Genomic DNA, 16,405 nt, shown 5'->3' with positions numbered 1-16,405 from the left:
AGAAGTCGTGCGGGCAGGCGCAGACAAGCACTTGAAATAAAATTATAAATAGGCCAATCCACGGCCGCGTCACACTACTGCCATTTGGCGATTTACCTGCGCTCCGGCATGGGCTATGAAAAAACCTGCAAAAGCGCACGAACAGCGGCGCTAGCGGGAGGGGACTTCTGATGAGAATGAACGGGATCAATCGTAGCGCGCGCCTGCTTTGCGGGGCCGCGACCTTTCTTGCGCTGACCGCCACCGGTGCGCCGGTGATGGCGCAGGAGACCGACGAGGAAAAGGCGGCCGTCGCCGAGGGCCAGGGTGAAGACGCGATCGTCGTCACCGGTATCCGCGGGTCGATCCAGTCCTCGCTCGATGCCAAGCGCAACGCCACCTCGATCGTCGAAGTGATCGCGGCCGAAGACATCGGCCTGCTACCCGACCAGTCGATCGCCGACACCCTCGCCCGCCTGCCCGGCGTGACCGCCCAGCGCGTGCGCGGCCGCTCGCAGCAGATCTCGATCCGCGGCCTCGGCCCGGACTTCTCGCTCTCGCTTCTCAACGGCCGCGAGATTGTCTCGGCGGGCAACAACCGCGGCATCGAATTCGACCAGTTCCCCTCGGAACTGATCGGCCAGGGCGTGGTCTACAAGACCGGTGACGCCCAGCTCGCCGCGATCGGCATCGCCGGCGCGGTCGACCTGCGCACCATCCGTCCGCTGGATTCGAACAAGCGCCAGATCACCGTGTCGGGCACCTACACGATCAACGACAGCGGCTCGCTCAACCCCGATTTCGCCTCGGACGGCTACCGCTTCTTCGGCAGCTACATCGACCAGAACGCCGACGGCACCATCGGCTGGTCGCTGGGTGCCACGATCCAGTCGATCCCGACCCAGTTCATCAGCCGCGAGCTGAAGACCAACCAGTTCCAGATCGCCCGCACCCCGGGCGGCGTGATCTACCCCGCCGACAACCCGCGTCAGGGTGTCGTCAGCCGCAACTTCGAACGCACCTCGGTCGCGGGCAGCCTGCAGTTCGAGCCGAGCGACAGCTTCTCGCTGACCCTCGACGGCTTCTACACCAACACCACCGACAGCGGCATCTTCCGCGGGACCGAAACCCCGATCGCCTCGTGGAGCGGCGCGAGCTTCGTCGGCGCGCAGGGCAGCGGGCCCTTCGCCGACAGCGCCACCTACAGCGCGGTCGTGCCGATCCTGCGCACCGACACCGAGGGTGCCGACAGCGAGATCTTCGCGCTGGGCGGCAACATGGAGTGGAAGGCGACCGACAACCTCGGCTTCGTGCTCGACTACGGCTACTCGACCCTCGACCGCAACGACATCGACTACGAAAGCTATGCCGGCACCGGCCGCGCGCGTTCGGGCCTGCAGGATCGCCTGACCTTCACCTTCCCGGATGACGGCCAGTACACCATCGCCAGCCAGGTCGATTACACCAACCCGGCCAACGTCCTGCTCACCGATCCGGGCGGCTGGGGCCAGGTCGGCTTCATCAAGCAGCCGATCATCGAGGACGAGCTGCACCAGCTGCGCGCCGAGACCTACTGGGAGTTCGACGGCGGCTTCATCGACCGCATCACCGTCGGCTGGCTCTACACCGACCGCCAGAAGAGCTTCGATTCGAACGAGAGCTTCCTGCGTCCCACCCCCGCCTTCGGCAACGGGCTGCGGGTGCCGACCGGCGCCATCGTCGGCTCGACCGACACCAAGAGCCTGGGCATGGACATCCTTGCCTATGACCCGTCGAGCTTCCTGACCGACGGCACCTACCTCGTCGAGAAGGCCACCTTTGACACCCAGTGGGTGGTCGAGGAGAAGATTCACAACTTCTACATCCAAGCCAACATCGACGGCGATCTGGGTTCGGTTCCGGTGCGCGGCAATATCGGCTTGCGCTATGCCGACACCGAGCAGGGTTCGACCGGCACGATCGCGGGCGGGATCAACACCGTCGAGGCGAGCTACGACAACTGGCTGCCGAGCATGAACCTCGCCTTCGAGATCATGCCCGACACCTTCATCCGTCTCGCCGCGGCCAAGACTATCACCCGCGCTCGGCTCGACCAGATGACGGCGAACCAGAACATCGGGTTCAACCCGCTGAGCTGCATCGACACCAACAACGACCAGCGCCCCGACCGGGTGATCGCCTTCAACCCGCCCTCGGTGGTCTGCTTCAACCTCGGCGGCGGCAACCCGGCGCTCCAGCCCTATTCGTCGACCTCCTACGACATCTCCTTCGAGAAGTACTTCTCGCCGGGCACCGCGATCATCCTCGCGGCGTTCCACAAGGACCTGTCGGACTGGGTCATCGACTTCAGCGAGCTGACCGATCTCAGCCAGTCGATCCAGAACTTCGGCGCGGGCGCCTTCCTGCAGGCCAACCCGCAGGTCGCGACCGGGATCTTCAACGGCCCGGTCAACTTCGCCGACGGCACGATCACCGGCGTGGAAGGCACGGTTCGCCTGAACTTCGGCGACTTCAGCGACACGCTCGACGGGTTCGGCGGCTTCGCCAGCGTCACCTATGCCGATGCCGAGGTGCAGAACCAGAACTTCAACCCGATCGCCATTCCCGGCTATTCGGACGTGACCTGGTCGGCTGACGTGTTCTACGAAAAGTACGGCTTCCGCGCCAAGCTGGCGGCCCGCTACCGCAACGGCTTCCTGTCCGAGGTGCAGAACTTCGACGGTTCGCTCTCGGGTGCGCAGGCCCAGCCGGAAACCATCCTCGATGCGCAGATCGGCTACACCTTCTCGAACGAGGGCAGCTTCCTCAACGGGGTGCAGATCCTCGCGGAAGTGTTCAACCTGACCAACGAGCCCTTCGTGACCGAGAACGACCTGTTCAACGCGGGCGGCCAGCAGGTGGGCACCTTCCCGAGCCGCCACGAGCTCTACGGGCGGACCTTCAACCTGACGATACGCAAGAACTTCTGATACGAACCCCTCGGGTCGCACGAGGGTTTCAGGGAGGGCCCGCCAGCAATGGCGGGCCCTTTCGTTTTCGGGGAGGGGCGAGGCGCTGTCTTCGTACGGTCATCGCGCAGCCGTCGCCCTGCCGTTGTCACGGCATGCGCGCGTGCTCGGGGGGTGAAATCAGGCGGCGAGCGGCGGGGCGGGGCAGTGGCGGGCGATGAAATCGCCGTGCGACGGCATGGCGGCGACCGCCTCGTCCATCGCCTGCCGGATCTGCCTGAAGCGCTCCGCGACCGGCACCCCGGTCCGCATCGCGGCCAGCGCCGGGGCCTGACGGGGGACGATTCCCTGGCCGAGATAGACGGCGATCCAGCTCGGGTTCGCGAACAGTTCCTGCCCGTCGGCGACCAGCATCCCGGCCTCGCGGAAATGGTCGATCTTGTATTGCAGGCTGTCGGGGATCGGCATGGCCGCGCAGTAGCGCCACAGCTCGGAATCGTCGCGGGTGGTGGCCTTGTAGTGCAGGATAAGGAAATCCCGGATCAGCTCGTATTCCCTAGACGTTTGGGCATTGTATTCACGCGCCAGCAGGGGCGATATGGCGGCGTCGGGCAGCAGCGCGATGAGCCGCAGGATGCCGTACTGGATGAGGTGGAGGCTGGTCGATTCCAGCGGCTCCATGAACCCCGCCGACAGCCCGATGGCGACGCAGTTCTTCTCCCAGAACTTGCGGCGCTTACCCGTCACGAAGCGCAGGGGCCGCGGGTCGGCCAGCGCCATTCCGTCGAGGTTGGCGAGCAGGGTCGCGGCCGCCTCGTCCTCGGAGATAAACTCGCAGCAATGGACGTAGCCGTTGCCGGTGCGGTGCTGGAGCGGGATGCGCCATTGCCACCCCGCCTCGCGCGCGGTGGAACGGGTGTAGGGGGTGAACTCGCCGCGCTCGCACGGGACGGCCACAGCGCGGTCGCAGGGCAGCCAGGCCTGCCAGTTGTCGTAGCCGGCGTGCAGCGCATCTTCGATCAACAGGCCGCGGAAGCCGCTGCAATCGATGAAGAACTGGCCTGCGATCTGCTCGCCATTGTCGAGCGTCACGCTCTCGATGAACCCGTCCTCGCCGCGCAGGGCAACGTCGACGACCTTGCCCTCGATGCGCGTCACGCCCCGGCTTTCCGCATAACGCCGCAGGAAGGCGGCGTAGAGCCCCGCGTCGAAGTGGTAGGCATAGTCGAAGGTCGACTGGATCAACCGCCGATCGGGCGAGGGGTGGCTGAACTTCCCCGCCTTCGCCATCGCCCAGCACATCGAGAAATCGTCGATCGGGCCATCCACCCGCCCCGCCAGATGCTCGTGCATCCAGTGGTGGTAGAAGGGCACGCTGTCGAATTCGGCGCCATACTGGCCGAAGGGGTGGAAGTAGCGGTGTCCCTGCCGCCCCCAGTCGATGAACTCGATCCCGAGTTTGTAGGACCCTTGCGTCTCGCGCACGAAGGTCGCCTCGTCGATGCCGAGGCGCTTGTTGAAGTGGCGGATGGGGGGGATGGTCGCCTCGCCTACGCCCACGGTGCCGATCGCCTCGCTTTCGATCAGGGTGATCGCGCAGGAACGCCCCACCGCGTCCGCGAGCGCGGCGGCTGTCATCCACCCGGCGCTGCCGCCGCCGACGATGACGATGCTCGATAGGGGCGCGCTCTGTCCGGTCATCCGCCGCAACTCTCGCGGATCAGGAGGCTCGTTTCAAGCCGCTGCGAGATCGCCGGGCCGTCGCCCTTGTCGATCAGCTTGGAGACCAGCATCCGCCCGGCCAGGTTCGCGTCCTGATCGATGGTGGTGAGCTGCGGGGTGACGAGGCGGGCGGCGGGGATGTTGTCGTAGCCGACCACCGAGACATCCTCGGGCACGCGCATCCCCGAGCGGGTCAACGCCCGGATCGCGCCGATGGCGATGAGGTCGGAAGCCGCAAAGATCGCGTCGAACCTGAGGCCCCTTGCCAGCGCGCTCCGGACCGCGGCCTCGGCGGAGTGGACCTCGAAATGGGCGGGCAGGATGAGATCGTCGTCGGGCGCGATCCCCGCCTGTTCGAGCGCCTGGCGATAGCCGCGGATGCGTTGTTCGGCCTCGGGCGCCTCGGTGTCGCCCAGGAACAGGATGCGCCGCCGTCCGAGCCGCGCGAGGTGCGCCGTCGCGCGCCGGCCGCCGGCGAGGTTGTCCGACCCGATCACGCAATATTGCGCGTCGGGGAATTCCGCCCCCCACACCACGAAGCGGTTGTCGCGCGCCGCCAGCGCGTTGAATTCGTGGTGGAGCGAGGACTGGCCGATGAAGATCACGCCCGTCGCGCGGCTGGTGCTCATCGCATAGTCGAGATCGCCGCCGGCGCGGGGGGAAAGGTGGCTGATGATCAGGTCGGCGTTGCGCTCGCGCGCGGCCTCGGCGATCCCCGCCAGCAGCTCGAGGAAGAAGGGGTCCGCCACCCGGCTGTCGCGCGCCTGCGGGGCGGGGACGACCACCGCGAGCGTCGCGTCGGCACCGATCGGGCCGCTCGGCATCGAGGCGCGGAACTCGTAGTCGTGGGCGCGGGCGATCTGCCAGATCTGCTGCTTGGTGCGCCGCTTGACCGAGGGGCTGTCGTTCAATGCGCGGCTGACGGTCGAGATCGACACCCCGGCCTCGCGCGCGATGTCCTCGAGCGTGGCGCTGCGCCGCGAGGAGAGGGGCGGATTGTCGGCCATCCCCCGTCCCTCAGCCGCCCGCCACCCGCGCCCAGTAGCCGGTGCCCGGGGCGAGGGCCTCGGGCACGGCGCCGGGGCCGACATGGCTTTCGGTCGCGATCAAGGCGAGCGGGCCGAGCCCGGCGGGCGGGCTCCAGTCGCCGGGTGCCTCGCCGAGGTTGAAGACGCACAGCACGCGGCCCTGTTCGTCCTCGCGCAGGAAGGCGAGGATGTCCGCCGGGCTGTCGAGCAGCGTGATCCCGCCGATGGCGAGCGCCGGATGCTCCCGCCGCGCCGCCAGCAGGCGCTGCGCATAGGCGAGGGTCGAGGCTGGGTCGGCCGCCTGCCGGTCGACGGCGAAGCCGGTGTGGACGGGATCGAGCTTCAGCCAGGTGCGGTTGGCGTTCGAGAAGCCCGCCTGCGGCGCGCCCGCCTGCCACGGCATCGGCGTGCGCGCGCCGTCGCGGCCGAGGGTATGCGGCCAGTTGGCGATCGCCTCGGGGTCCTGCAGGTCCTCGAAGGCGACCTCGCCCTGCGGCAGGCCCAGTTCCTCGCCCTGGTAGATGATCGGATTGCCGCGAAGGCTGAGCAGCAACAGCAGGTTGAGCCGGCTCGCGCGCGCCATGTCGCCGTCCAGCGTCCAGCGGGTCACCGCGCGCGGCGCATCGTGGTTCGAGAAGGCCCAGGAGGGCCAGCCCTCGCCGTCCTCGCCGCTCCACTGCTGGAGCGAGGCGCGCACCAGCGGCGCGGTGAGGCGCGGGGCATAGAGGAAGTCGAAGTTGTAGGCGGAATCGAGCCGCTTGCCGCCTTCGGTGAAGGCCTTCATCTCCGCCAGCGGCTCCGGCCCGCCGACCTCGGCGACGGTGAAGCGGCCGGGGAATTCGTCGAGCGTCTGGCGGATGCGCTCGAGGAAGGCGACGATGTCGGGGTGCGACTGGTTGTAGCGCTTGACCTGCATGTCGAAGGGCCGCGTCACCAGCTCCATCGGCAGGCCCGAGGGCGGATTGTCGCGCAGGTCGGGGTCATGCATCGAGAAGTTGAGCGCATCGAGCCGGAACCCGTCGACGCCCCGCGCGAGCCAGAACCGCGCCACATCGAGCAGCGCGTCCTGTACGTCGCGGTTGTGGACGTTGAGATCGGGCTGCGAGGTCAGGAAGTTGTGCAGGTAATACTGCTTCCGCGGCCCGTCCCACTGCCACGCCGAGCCGCCGAACACCGATTGCCAGTTCGACGGCGGCGAGCCGTCGGGCTTGGGATCGGCCCAGACATACCAGTCGGCCTTGGGGTTGGTGCGGTCCTGCCGGCTCTCCTTGAACCAGGCGTGTTCGTCCGAGGTGTGCGAATAGACCTGGTCGATGATGACCTTGAGGCCGAGGGCATGGGCCTTCTCCACCACCCGGTCGAAATCGGCGAAGGTGCCGAAGCTCGGGTCGATCCCGCAGTAATCGGCCACGTCGTAGCCGAAATCCTTCATCGGCGAGGTGAAGAAGGGGCTGATCCAGATGCCGTCCACGCCGAGGCCGGCGATGTAGTCGAGCCCCTCGGCGATGCCGGCAAGGTCGCCGATCCCGTCGCCGTTGGTGTCGCGGAAGGAGCGCGGGTAGATCTGGTAGATGACCGCGCCGCGCCACCAGGCGAGCGGGCTGGCGGCGGTTGCGGCATCGGCGGCAATTGCGGTCGCCATCAGTCGTCGGTCTCCAGAATGCAGGCGGCAAAGCCGAAGGGGGGCAGCGTCACCTTGACCGCGCCCGGCGCGGCGAGCGCGGCGGGGCACTGACCGACGAGCGGCGTCACGCCGCGCGCCGCGTAGCTGACCTCGATGCTTTGCGAAAGTGGCCTTTCGCCGGTGTTGAACACCGTCAGAACACGCTGTCCGGTTTCGGGATCGTGGCGCTCGACTGCGAGCAGGCCGGAGGCCTCCTCCGCGAAGGCGCGCACCTCGCTCAGCCCCCGACGCAGCGCCGGGCTGGCGGTGCGGGCGGCGGAAAGCTCGGCGATCAGGCGGTAGAGCGGATGGGCGGGATCGAAATTGTCCTCGGCAGTGGTCGCCTTCGTCCCGATCAGCCGGTTGTCGTTGTAGACCGCGACCTTGCTCGGGAACATGTCCTCGCGCGCAAGCTGGTCGTTGCCGTCGGAGATGAAACCCTGCTCGTCGCCGTAATAGACGGTCGGCACCCCGCGCAGCAGGAACATCATCGCATGGCCGAGCCTGACCCGGGCGAGGAGCTTTGCCGGATCGTCCGCTCCGCTCATCTGCCGCACGAACATCGAAAAGCGCCCGAAATCGTGGTTGCCGAGGAAGGTCGGCAGGCCGGTCGCGGTTTTCGCCCCGCCGGGATAGATCGCGTCCTGCTGGAGGAACTCGGCCATCAGCCGCGGCGGGCTCTTGCCGCTGGCGACCATCTGCGCCGCCTTGGCGAAGCCCATGTCGAGCGCGTAGGGCAGGCCGCTTTCGGCCATCACCTGCGCGGCGAGGGTGGCGGTGGGCTCCTCGTAGGCGATCTCGCCGAAGATGTGGAAGTGATCGATCCCCTTGGCCTTGGCGCGCGCCAGCATGGCGGGGACGAAGGCCTGCCAGAACCCGGGGTTCACGTGCTTGGCGGTGTCGATGCGGAAACCGTCGATCCCGTAATTGTCGATCCAGTCGCCGAACACCTCGATCATGCCCGCAACGACGCGGGGATGCTCGGTGGCGAGATCGTCGAGGCCCGAGAAATCGCCGTAGACGCTGCTCTCGCCGATCCAGTGCGAATTGCCGCGGTTGTGGTAGAGCGTGACGTCATTGAGCCACGCCGGGACCTTCACGTTCTTCTCGGCCTCGGGCACCACCGGCGTATAGGCGAAGGTCGGATCGGTGAGCTTGGCCCAGTTGGCCGGATCGGGGTTGTCGTCGCCCGCGAAGCCTGCGTTGATCGGCGCGCCATCGGGGCCGCCGCGGCGCGAGAAGGGGTATTCGCCCTTGCTGCGATAGCGGTAGCCGTTCGCTTCGCCTTCGGCATAGCCGATCACGTCGGCGGTGTGGTTGGTGATGATGTCCATGTAGACCTTCATCCCGCGCGCGTGGGCGGCATCGACGAAGGCCTTGAACTCGGCATTGGTGCCGAAATGCGGGTCGACGCTGGTGAAATCGGTCACCCAGTAGCCGTGATAGCCCGCGCTTTCCTCGCCCGGTTTGCCCTGCACGGGCTTGTTCTTGAAGATCGGCGCGAACCAGATCGCGGTGACGCCCATGCCCTGGATGTAGTCGAGCTTGGCGGTCAGGCCCTTGAGGTCGCCGCCGTGGTAGAAGCCCTTGTGGGTAGGATCGAAGCCGTGCTGGAAGGGGCCGCCCGAAAGGCCGCCCTTGTCATTCGCCGGATCGCCGTTGGCGAAACGGTCGGGCAGGACGAAATAGATGATCTCGTCTTCCAGCTGGCGATCGGCGATCGGCGCCGGTGCCGCCGGTGTCTCGGCCCGTGCCGGTGCGCCCGTTAGGGCGGTCTGCGCACACAGCACAGCCGCCAGGCTCACGAAGATTCGCGTCATGACCCAACTCCCTCTCGCGGCGGTTGTGACATCTCGGGAGAGTTTTTGCAAATCTTTGTGACGCGCTTTGCGACCATCCGAAATGTGACACAATGCCCTCTAATTTATCGGGAAAAGTGCGTCAGTGTGCTGCCTCAGACGATTTTTGCGGCCAATTGAGGGAAAGTTTCTTGCAAATTTTTGCAGCGCGTCCAGACTGTCACCGACAGCGCGCAGCATCACCGGCCGGCAGAGCCGCGAAGCATAGGCGCTGTCGCAAGCCGCGTCACGCGCCAGTGGCCGCAGCGGCGGGGAGAGGGATGGGACGACCATGATCGAAAGCGGTCACAAGCCGGCGCTGAACGCGGGCCAGATCTGGAACATGAGCTTCGGATTCCTCGGGATCCAGATCGGATTCGAGCTCCAGAACGGCAATGTCAGCCGCATCTTCCAGACCCTGGGAGCCGATGTCGGCGAGCTTGCGATCCTGTGGATCGCGGCGCCGATGACGGGCCTGATCGTGCAGCCGATCATCGGGCACCTTTCGGACAAGACCTGGGGCCCGCTCGGTCGCCGCCGTCCCTATTTCCTCGTCGGCGCGATCCTCGCCAGTCTCGCGCTTTTCGTCATGCCCAACGCGCCCGCATTGTGGGTCGCGGCGGGAATGCTGTGGGTGATGGACGCCTCGCTCAACATCACGATGGAGCCGTTCCGCGCCTTCGTCGGCGACAACCTGCCCGACCGGCAACGGACGATGGGCTATGCGATGCAGAGCTTTTTCATCGGTACCGGCGCAGTGATCGCAGGCGCGCTGCCGTGGGTGATGACCAACTGGCTGGGCCTCGCCAACACCGCGCCCGAGGGCATGATCCCCGAGACGGTGCAATGGGCCTTCTACATCGGCGGCGCGGCGCTGCTGGCGGCGGTGTGCTGGACGGTGTTCACGACGAAGGAATACTCACCGGAGGAGCTCGCCCGGTTCGAGGCGGCGCGCGGGGCCGGGCGCAGCGCAGTGCATCACGCGGTGCAGCGCAGCGCCGCGCAGTTCGCCCGCGGCGGGGTCGTGTGGGTGATCGCGGGCGCGATCCTCGCCGCGCTGGTTGCCTTCGCCCGTTCGGAGCCGCGCCCGGCCTTCCTCGGCACGATTGAGGTCGCCAAGGACATCTACGTTCTCGCCGCGCTGGTCGCCGGCTTCGGCGTGATCCAGCTGGTCGCAAGCGTGCTGCGCGGTCAGGGGCGCGAGAGCAGCGGGTTCATGGAGGTGGTGAGCGACCTTTTCGCCATGCCCCGCACCATGCGCCAGCTTGCCGTGGTGCAGTTCTTCAGCTGGTTCGGGATGTTCGCCCTGTGGATCTACGGGACCCCGGGCGTCACCGAGTATCACTTCGGCGCGGCCGACGCGGCGAGCGCCGCCTATCAGGACGGGGCCGACTGGTGGAGCCTGATGGGATCGGTGCGGAACGGCCTTGCCGCCGCCGCAGCGCTCGGCTTCGTGCTGATCGCCGCGCGGATCGACCGCTGCCGCCTCCACGCGATCAACCTGCTGCTGGGTGCGGCGGGGTTTGCCGCGGTGCTGCTGGTGCGCGAGCCGGCGCTGCTGTGGGTCCCGCAGATCGGGATCGGCATCGCCTGGGCCTCGATCGTGTCGATGCCCTATGCGATCCTTGCAGGCTGCGTGCCGCAAGAAAAAATGGGCATCTACATGGGGGTGTTCAACATCTTCATCGTGGTGCCGCAGCTGCTCGCCTCGACGCTGCTCGGGTTCCTGCTGATCAACCTGTTCGGCGGCGGAGCGATCTACGCAATGGCAATCGCGGCGGCGAGCTTCGTGCTGGCGGCGGTGGCGACGCTGTTCGTGGCCGATGGCGATGCGGCGGGCGCTCCGGCGCTGCAGGCGGAGGCGGCGTGATGCGGCTGGCTCTTGCTCTTGCGGCCTGCGCGCTGGCCGCCCCGGCGCTGGCCGAGCCGGACTACACCCCCCGCGATGTGGTCGCGGTGGAGAACGCCGAGTGGACCCGCGATGCGGTTCTCTACCAGATGAACACCCGCCAGTTCACGACGGAAGGGACCTTCAAGGCGGCGCAAAAGCAGCTTCCGCGTCTCGCCGCGATGGGGGTCGACATCATCTGGCTGATGCCGATCCACCCGATCGGCGAGGTCAACCGCAAGGGCAGCCTCGGCAGCCCCTATGCGGTGCGCGACTACCGCGCAGTCAATCCCGAGCTCGGCACCGAGGCCGAGTTCCGCGCCTTTGTCGCCGAAGCCCACCGGCTGGGCCTCAAGGTGATCCTCGACTGGGTCGCCAACCATTCGGCCTACGACAATCCGCTCACGGTGAGCCACCCCGAATGGTACACCCGCACCCCCGAAGGCGCGCTGATGAGCCCCGCGGGCACCGACTGGTCGGACGTCGCGGACTTCGACTACAGCCAGCCCGGCCTGCGCCGCTACATGACCGAGAGCCTCGTCCACTGGGTGCGCGAATTCGGGATCGACGGCTACCGGGCGGACGTTGCGGGCTATGTCCCGACCGACTTCTGGGAAACCGCCCGCGCCGAACTCGAAAAGGTGAAGCCCGTCTTCATGCTCGCCGAATGGGAGCAGCGCGATCTCCACGCCCGCGCCTTCGATGCGACCTATGGCTGGGGCTGGAAGGAGGCGATGCAGCGCCTCGTGAAAAGCGGCGAGGGCGCGGGGCCGATGCGCGGCTACTACGCGGGCAAGTCCGAAACGTGGCCCCATGCCGCGATGCGCATGGTCTATACCGAGAACCACGACCAGAATTCGTGGGACGGGGTCGCGGCCCAGATCTACGGCCCGGCCTATGAAGCCGCCATCGCGCTCTCCTTCGTGGGCCCGGGCCTCCCGCTGATCTACAACGGGCAGGAGGCGGACAACGACCGCCAGCTGGAGTTCTTCGAGCGTGATCCGATCGTGTGGAAGGAAGGCCGGCACGCGGACCTGTTCCGCAAGCTCGTCGCGCTCAAGACCGCGCATCCGGCGCTCCATAACGGGCGCTTCGGGGCGCCGCTCGTCGAGGTGCCGACCAGCACGAGCGCCGATGTCTTCGCCTTCACCCGCGGGGCGGCAGGCGAGCGGGTGTTCGCCGTCTTCAACCTCAGCCCGCGCGGCCACACTCTGACCTTCGACAAGGCGCGCCACCACGGCCGCTACATCGACGCGCTGACCGGCGCGCCCGCGAGCTTCGCGGGCGGCGAGAGCCTCGATCTGCCCGCATGGGGCTACCGCATCTACACCGAGACCAAGTGAGGCGCCGCCACGGCGCGGGAGAGGACGCATGACGAAGCACTGGAAACCCCTCGTGGCGCTGGCCGCCATCGCCTGGGCGGCGGCCGCCCCGGCACAGGCCGAGACCCTGACGCTCGCCTCGCCCGACGGGAAGATCACCGTCACCGTCAGCGACGACGGGGGCCAGGCGACCTATGCCGTCGCCTTCGAAGGCAAGCAGGTGATCGCGCCTTCCAAGCTCGGGATGCTGTTCGCCGAACACCACGGGTTCGAGCGCGGCCTCGCTATCGCCGGGCAGACCCGCGCCAGCAAGGACACGACCTGGGAGCAGCCCTGGGGCGAGCGCCGTCTGGTGCGCGACCAGCACAACGAACTCGCGGTGACCTTCCGCACCGAAACCGATGGCCCCGCGCGCGACATCACCGTGCGCTTCCGCGCTTTCGATACCGGCATCGGCTTCCGCTACGAGCTGGCCGAACAGCCCGCCTTGCAGGGGGATATCGCCATCGTCGAGGAGCTGACCCAGTTCGCGGTCGGCGACAAGACGACCATGTGGTACACTCCCTCGGACGAATTCAACCGCAACGAATACATCTACCGCATCGCCCCCGCCGGCGAGGTCGACGATGCGCACACGCCGTCCACCTTCCGCACCCCCGACGGCATTCACATGGCGATCCACGAGGCGGCGCTGATCGACTATTCCTCGATGTCGCTCGACCAGCTGCGCCCGGGCAATTTCCAGGCGAACCTGAGGAACTGGGCGGGCGGGCCGAAGGTGAAGACCAAGGCCCCCTTCAAGTCCCCCTGGCGCACCATCCAGGTCGCGCGGGATGCGGTCGGCCTGATCAACTCCGACATCATCCTCAACCTGAACGAGCCCAACGCGCTCGGCGATGTCTCCTATGCCAAGCCCGGCAAGTATATCGGCATCTGGTGGGCGATGCACATCAACGACCGCACCTGGGCGTCCGACCGCTATCACGGCGCCACGACCGAGGAGACGAAGCGCTATATCGACTTTGCGGCCAAGCACGGCTTTTCCGGCGTGCTGGTCGAAGGCTGGAACAAGGGCTGGGACGGCGACTGGTTCAACAACGGCGACCTCTTCAGCTTCACCGAGCCCTATCCCGATTACGATATCGAGGCCCTCAGCAAGTATGCCGCCGCCAAGGGCGTGCAGATCATCGTCCACCACGAGACCTCGGCCAACCTCACGAACTACGAGAAGCAGCTCGAAGCCGGGCTCGATCTCGTCCGGAAGATCGGCTCGAACTACGTGAAGTCGGGCTATGTCTCGGACGCAGGCGATGCGGTGTGGGTCGATGACAAGGGCATCCGCCACTACGAATACTACGACAGCCAGCGGATGATCGACCACCACATGACGGTGATCAAGGCGGCGGCCGAACGGCGGATCGCGATGGACACGCACGAGCCGGTCAAGGACACGGGCCTGCGCCGCACCTATCCCAACTGGATGACCCGCGAGGGCGCCCGCGGCATGGAGTTCAACGCCTGGGGCTCGCCGCCCAACCCGCCGAGCCACGAGGCGATGCTGGCCTTCACCGCGCTGCTGGCGGGGCCCTTCGACTACACGCCGGGGATTTTCGACCTCAGGCCCAACGAGCGCCCGCCGGTGCGCCCCGACATGCCGCGCGGCGACCCCAAGAACCGCCCGCAGACGACGCTCGCCAAGCAGCTCGCTACCTATGTGACGATCTACTCGCCGCTCCAGATGGCCGCCGACCTTCCCGAGAACTACGAGAAGCGCATGGACGCCTTCCAGTTCATCAAGGATGTCGAAGCCGACTGGGAACAGTCGATCGCGCTCCAGGGCGAAGTCGGGCAGTTCGTGGCGATGGCGCGGCAGGGCCAGAAGTCGAAGGAATGGTTCCTCGGCGCGGTGACGGACGAGAACCCGCGCGACCTGTCGCTGCCGCTCTCCTTCCTCGAAAAGGGCAAGCGGTACCGCGCGCAGGTCTACCGCGACGGGGCGCACGCCCACTGGGACTACAATCCCTATGACATCGTGATCGAGGAGAAGGTCGTGACCGGGGGCGAGACCTTCGATGTGCGGCTTGCGGCCTCGGGCGGCGTCGCGGTGCGCTTCATCCCGGTGAAGTGACCCTCCCCTCAAGGGGAGGGGACCACGCAGTGGTGGAGGGGCGGACAAGGCCTGCAAAGCGGACAAAGCGGACACCCTGTCCGCTTTGCGCCTTCCATTATTCGATATGATTTACAGGCAGATTATCCCTGGTTTCCGAAGCGGACGGACAGGGGAACGGGGCCTTGCTTCGCGCCCCGGCCGCCCAAGGGCCTCGAAGGCCGGACAGAACAATGGGAAAGAGCCGGGCGCGTTGTAGCGGCGGGCAGGGGTGTAGGAAACTTGGCCAGACACCCCGCCTTCCCGGGCCTAACCCGGGATCCCTCTTTCATTTCTTACGGACCGGGAAGAAGGCAGCGTCTCCCCGGATCAAGTCCGGGGAGACGCGTAAGCGAACGGAAGCTTGAGCCTTCTCGCGGACGAAAGCAGACATTCGGGAAACGACCCCATTGTGGACAGATCACGAACCCTTAGGAGGCGACAGTCGGCACCCAACCCGTTGGTAGCTGATGCCAAGGCGCTTCAGGGTTCCGCCTCGCCAGTTCCTCCTTTACCTTTCGCTCTCTCCAGACGGAACCGCCCACGTGCCATTCCGCCACCTCTTGCCCGAAGTCAGCTGTTAGTCGGGAAGGGATGTGCTGTTCGGCGTCCCAGCCAGCCATGACTTCCAGGTCCTGAATAGCAGGATCATCTACGCGGGTTTCGGTGCCCGTGCCCCCCTGATCCCAGATCGTAACCGTAAGTGTTCCTACAGGCCATTGCACCACACGCCGACCTCTCTGGAGATCGGGCACAAGCTCACAACGTCCAAGCTTCTGCCATCGACCGGAGCGAAGAGCTCGGGTGATCGATGGATAAAGCACTGACACGATCGACATAATCGGTGAGGTGACAATCGTTTCAATGACAGCGACTTCACGATCCCTGCGCCGGAAGAAGCCTACGGCTTTGTCCGTCGTGACTTGGCCGTAGTAGACCCACTCCTGTTCACCGAGGAGGGCATAAAGGGTGCCCGGCTTCAGGTCGGCACGGGCCTTCGGATTGGCTTCGAGCATCGGCACATACTTCCCGCCTGCATCGAATGGGTCAATGGCAGCAATCCACCCGATTGTGTTGAAAAACTCGACCTTGCAATGGCGCTAAAGTATTGATTCTATGTCTCTGCAGGCAAGCGGAGATGTCGGGATGATGGGCGAGCGGACGGTGGCGCAGGAGGCGCTGTTCTACAGCTTCAACCTGGAACGGCATGTGCCGGCGGATCACCTGCTGCGCTCGATCGACCGGTTCGTTGACCTGTCGGGCATTCGCGAACATTTGCGGCCTTTCTATAGTGCGACCGGTCGGCCCTCGGTCGATCCCGAGCTGATGATCCGGATGCTGATCATCGGCTATTGCATGGGCATCCGCTCCGAGCGGCGGCTGTGCGAGGAGGTCCATGCCAACCTCGCCTATCGCTGGTTCTGCCGCCTTGGGCTGGAAGGGGATGTGCCCGATCACTCGACCTTCTCGAAGAACCGGCACGGGCGCTTCCGCGACAGTGATCTGCTGCGCCAGCTGTTCGAGACGACCGTGGCGCGCTGCATTGCCGAGGGGCTGGTCGGCGGCGAAGGCTTCGCGGTCGATGGCAGCCTCGTGCGCGCCGATGTGAACCGCCAGCATGCCGTCGATAAGGCCGATGGACTGCCCGATCCAGCCACCAGCCATGCCGTTCGCGAGTACATGGCCGTGCTTGATGATGCCGCCTTCGGCGGAGCAACCCCAGTCCCGCCCAAGCAGTTGGCGGTGGCCGATCCGGCCGCGCGCTGGACTGCGGCAAGCCGCGAGCGCGCCTTCTTCGCCTATGCCACCAACTACCTTATCGATCTCCAGAACGCGGTGATCGTTGATGTCGAGGCGACCACCGCCATCCT

At 66.4% G+C, this 16,405-nt stretch carries 10 protein-coding genes; 5 read left to right on the top strand and 5 right to left on the bottom strand.

The window, feature by feature from the left end; genetic code table 11:
* The first annotated feature begins 176 nt into the window (after positions 1–176).
* Positions 177–2,948 carry a TonB-dependent receptor gene (locus CBR61_RS15105; RefSeq protein ID WP_088915121.1) on the top strand — a complete coding sequence of 924 codons (2,772 nt, stop codon included), beginning with the start codon at positions 177–179 and terminating at the stop codon, positions 2,946–2,948.
* A gap of 159 nt (positions 2,949–3,107) precedes the next feature.
* Here CBR61_RS15105 and CBR61_RS15100 read toward each other — a convergent pair whose 3' ends face one another.
* Genes CBR61_RS15100 through CBR61_RS15085 form a run of 4 tightly spaced genes read right to left on the bottom strand, consistent with a single transcriptional unit; the run spans position 3,108 to position 9,160 of the window.
* A complete protein-coding gene (locus CBR61_RS15100; protein WP_088915120.1) occupies positions 3,108–4,628 on the bottom strand; it encodes a tryptophan halogenase family protein in 1,521 nt (506 codons plus the stop codon).
* Positions 4,625–5,656 carry a LacI family DNA-binding transcriptional regulator gene (locus CBR61_RS15095; RefSeq protein ID WP_088915119.1) on the bottom strand — a complete coding sequence of 344 codons (1,032 nt, stop codon included), beginning with the start codon at positions 5,654–5,656 and terminating at the stop codon, positions 4,625–4,627. Before CBR61_RS15095 ends, CBR61_RS15100 begins: the two co-directional genes overlap by 4 nt.
* A gap of 10 nt (positions 5,657–5,666) precedes the next feature.
* Positions 5,667–7,319 carry an alpha-glucosidase gene (locus tag CBR61_RS15090; protein WP_088915118.1) on the bottom strand — a complete coding sequence of 551 codons (1,653 nt, stop codon included), beginning with the start codon at positions 7,317–7,319 and terminating at the stop codon, positions 5,667–5,669.
* Positions 7,319–9,160 (bottom strand): alpha-amylase family glycosyl hydrolase, encoded by a 1,842-nt coding sequence (locus CBR61_RS15085; RefSeq protein ID WP_088915117.1) that lies wholly within the window; start codon positions 9,158–9,160, stop codon positions 7,319–7,321. The genes CBR61_RS15090 and CBR61_RS15085 overlap by 1 nt, the downstream gene beginning before the upstream one ends.
* Positions 9,161–9,470: 310 nt before the next feature.
* Here CBR61_RS15085 and CBR61_RS15080 point away from each other — a divergent pair, with 310 nt between their 5' ends.
* From CBR61_RS15080 to CBR61_RS15070, 3 genes are read left to right on the top strand one after another with little or no spacing between them, the layout of a single operon-like run.
* Positions 9,471–11,048, top strand: a complete 1,578-nt coding sequence (locus CBR61_RS15080) for an MFS transporter (RefSeq protein WP_088915116.1) — start codon at positions 9,471–9,473, stop codon at positions 11,046–11,048.
* Positions 11,048–12,409 (top strand): alpha-amylase family glycosyl hydrolase, encoded by a 1,362-nt coding sequence (locus CBR61_RS15075; RefSeq protein ID WP_088915657.1) that lies wholly within the window; start codon positions 11,048–11,050, stop codon positions 12,407–12,409. Before CBR61_RS15080 ends, CBR61_RS15075 begins: the two co-directional genes overlap by 1 nt.
* Positions 12,410–12,437: 28 nt before the next feature.
* Complete coding sequence (locus CBR61_RS15070; protein ID WP_088915115.1) at positions 12,438–14,516, top strand: glycoside hydrolase family 97 protein; 2,079 nt, start codon at positions 12,438–12,440, stop codon at positions 14,514–14,516.
* A gap of 449 nt (positions 14,517–14,965) precedes the next feature.
* On the opposite strand, the gene CBR61_RS15065 is transcribed toward CBR61_RS15070, so the two are convergent.
* Entirely contained in the window at positions 14,966–15,550 is a 585-nt protein-coding gene (locus tag CBR61_RS15065; protein ID WP_088915114.1) for a hypothetical protein, read from the bottom strand.
* A 130-nt stretch (positions 15,551–15,680) separates the two neighbouring features.
* Between CBR61_RS15065 and CBR61_RS15060 the strand changes: the two genes are divergently transcribed.
* Positions 15,681–16,405 (top strand): transposase (locus CBR61_RS15060; RefSeq protein WP_172836020.1); only part of this gene is annotated, 725 nt, incomplete at its 3' end.

It is taken from the genome of Porphyrobacter sp. CACIAM 03H1, assembly GCF_002215495.1.
Classification (GTDB): Bacteria; Pseudomonadota; Alphaproteobacteria; order Sphingomonadales; family Sphingomonadaceae; genus Erythrobacter.
Note: the sequence above shows the minus strand (reverse complement) of the source record. Positions and strands in the feature narration are given on the sequence as shown.

What these genes read in the sequence shown, in the direction of transcription:
- CBR61_RS15105 (WP_088915121.1), top strand. Translation starts at nt 177, where the DNA reads ATGAACGGGATCAATCGTAGCGCGCGCCTGCTTTGCGGGGCCGCGACC.
- CBR61_RS15100 (WP_088915120.1), bottom strand. Translation starts at nt 4,628, where the DNA reads ATGACCGGACAGAGCGCGCCCCTATCGAGCATCGTCATCGTCGGCGGC.
- CBR61_RS15095 (WP_088915119.1), bottom strand. Translation starts at nt 5,656, where the DNA reads ATGGCCGACAATCCGCCCCTCTCCTCGCGGCGCAGCGCCACGCTCGAG.
- CBR61_RS15090 (WP_088915118.1), bottom strand. Translation starts at nt 7,319, where the DNA reads ATGGCGACCGCAATTGCCGCCGATGCCGCAACCGCCGCCAGCCCGCTC.
- CBR61_RS15085 (WP_088915117.1), bottom strand. Translation starts at nt 9,160, where the DNA reads ATGACGCGAATCTTCGTGAGCCTGGCGGCTGTGCTGTGTGCGCAGACC.
- CBR61_RS15080 (WP_088915116.1), top strand. Translation starts at nt 9,471, where the DNA reads ATGATCGAAAGCGGTCACAAGCCGGCGCTGAACGCGGGCCAGATCTGG.
- CBR61_RS15075 (WP_088915657.1), top strand. Translation starts at nt 11,048, where the DNA reads ATGCGGCTGGCTCTTGCTCTTGCGGCCTGCGCGCTGGCCGCCCCGGCG.
- CBR61_RS15070 (WP_088915115.1), top strand. Translation starts at nt 12,438, where the DNA reads ATGACGAAGCACTGGAAACCCCTCGTGGCGCTGGCCGCCATCGCCTGG.
- CBR61_RS15065 (WP_088915114.1), bottom strand. Translation starts at nt 15,550, where the DNA reads ATGCTCGAAGCCAATCCGAAGGCCCGTGCCGACCTGAAGCCGGGCACC.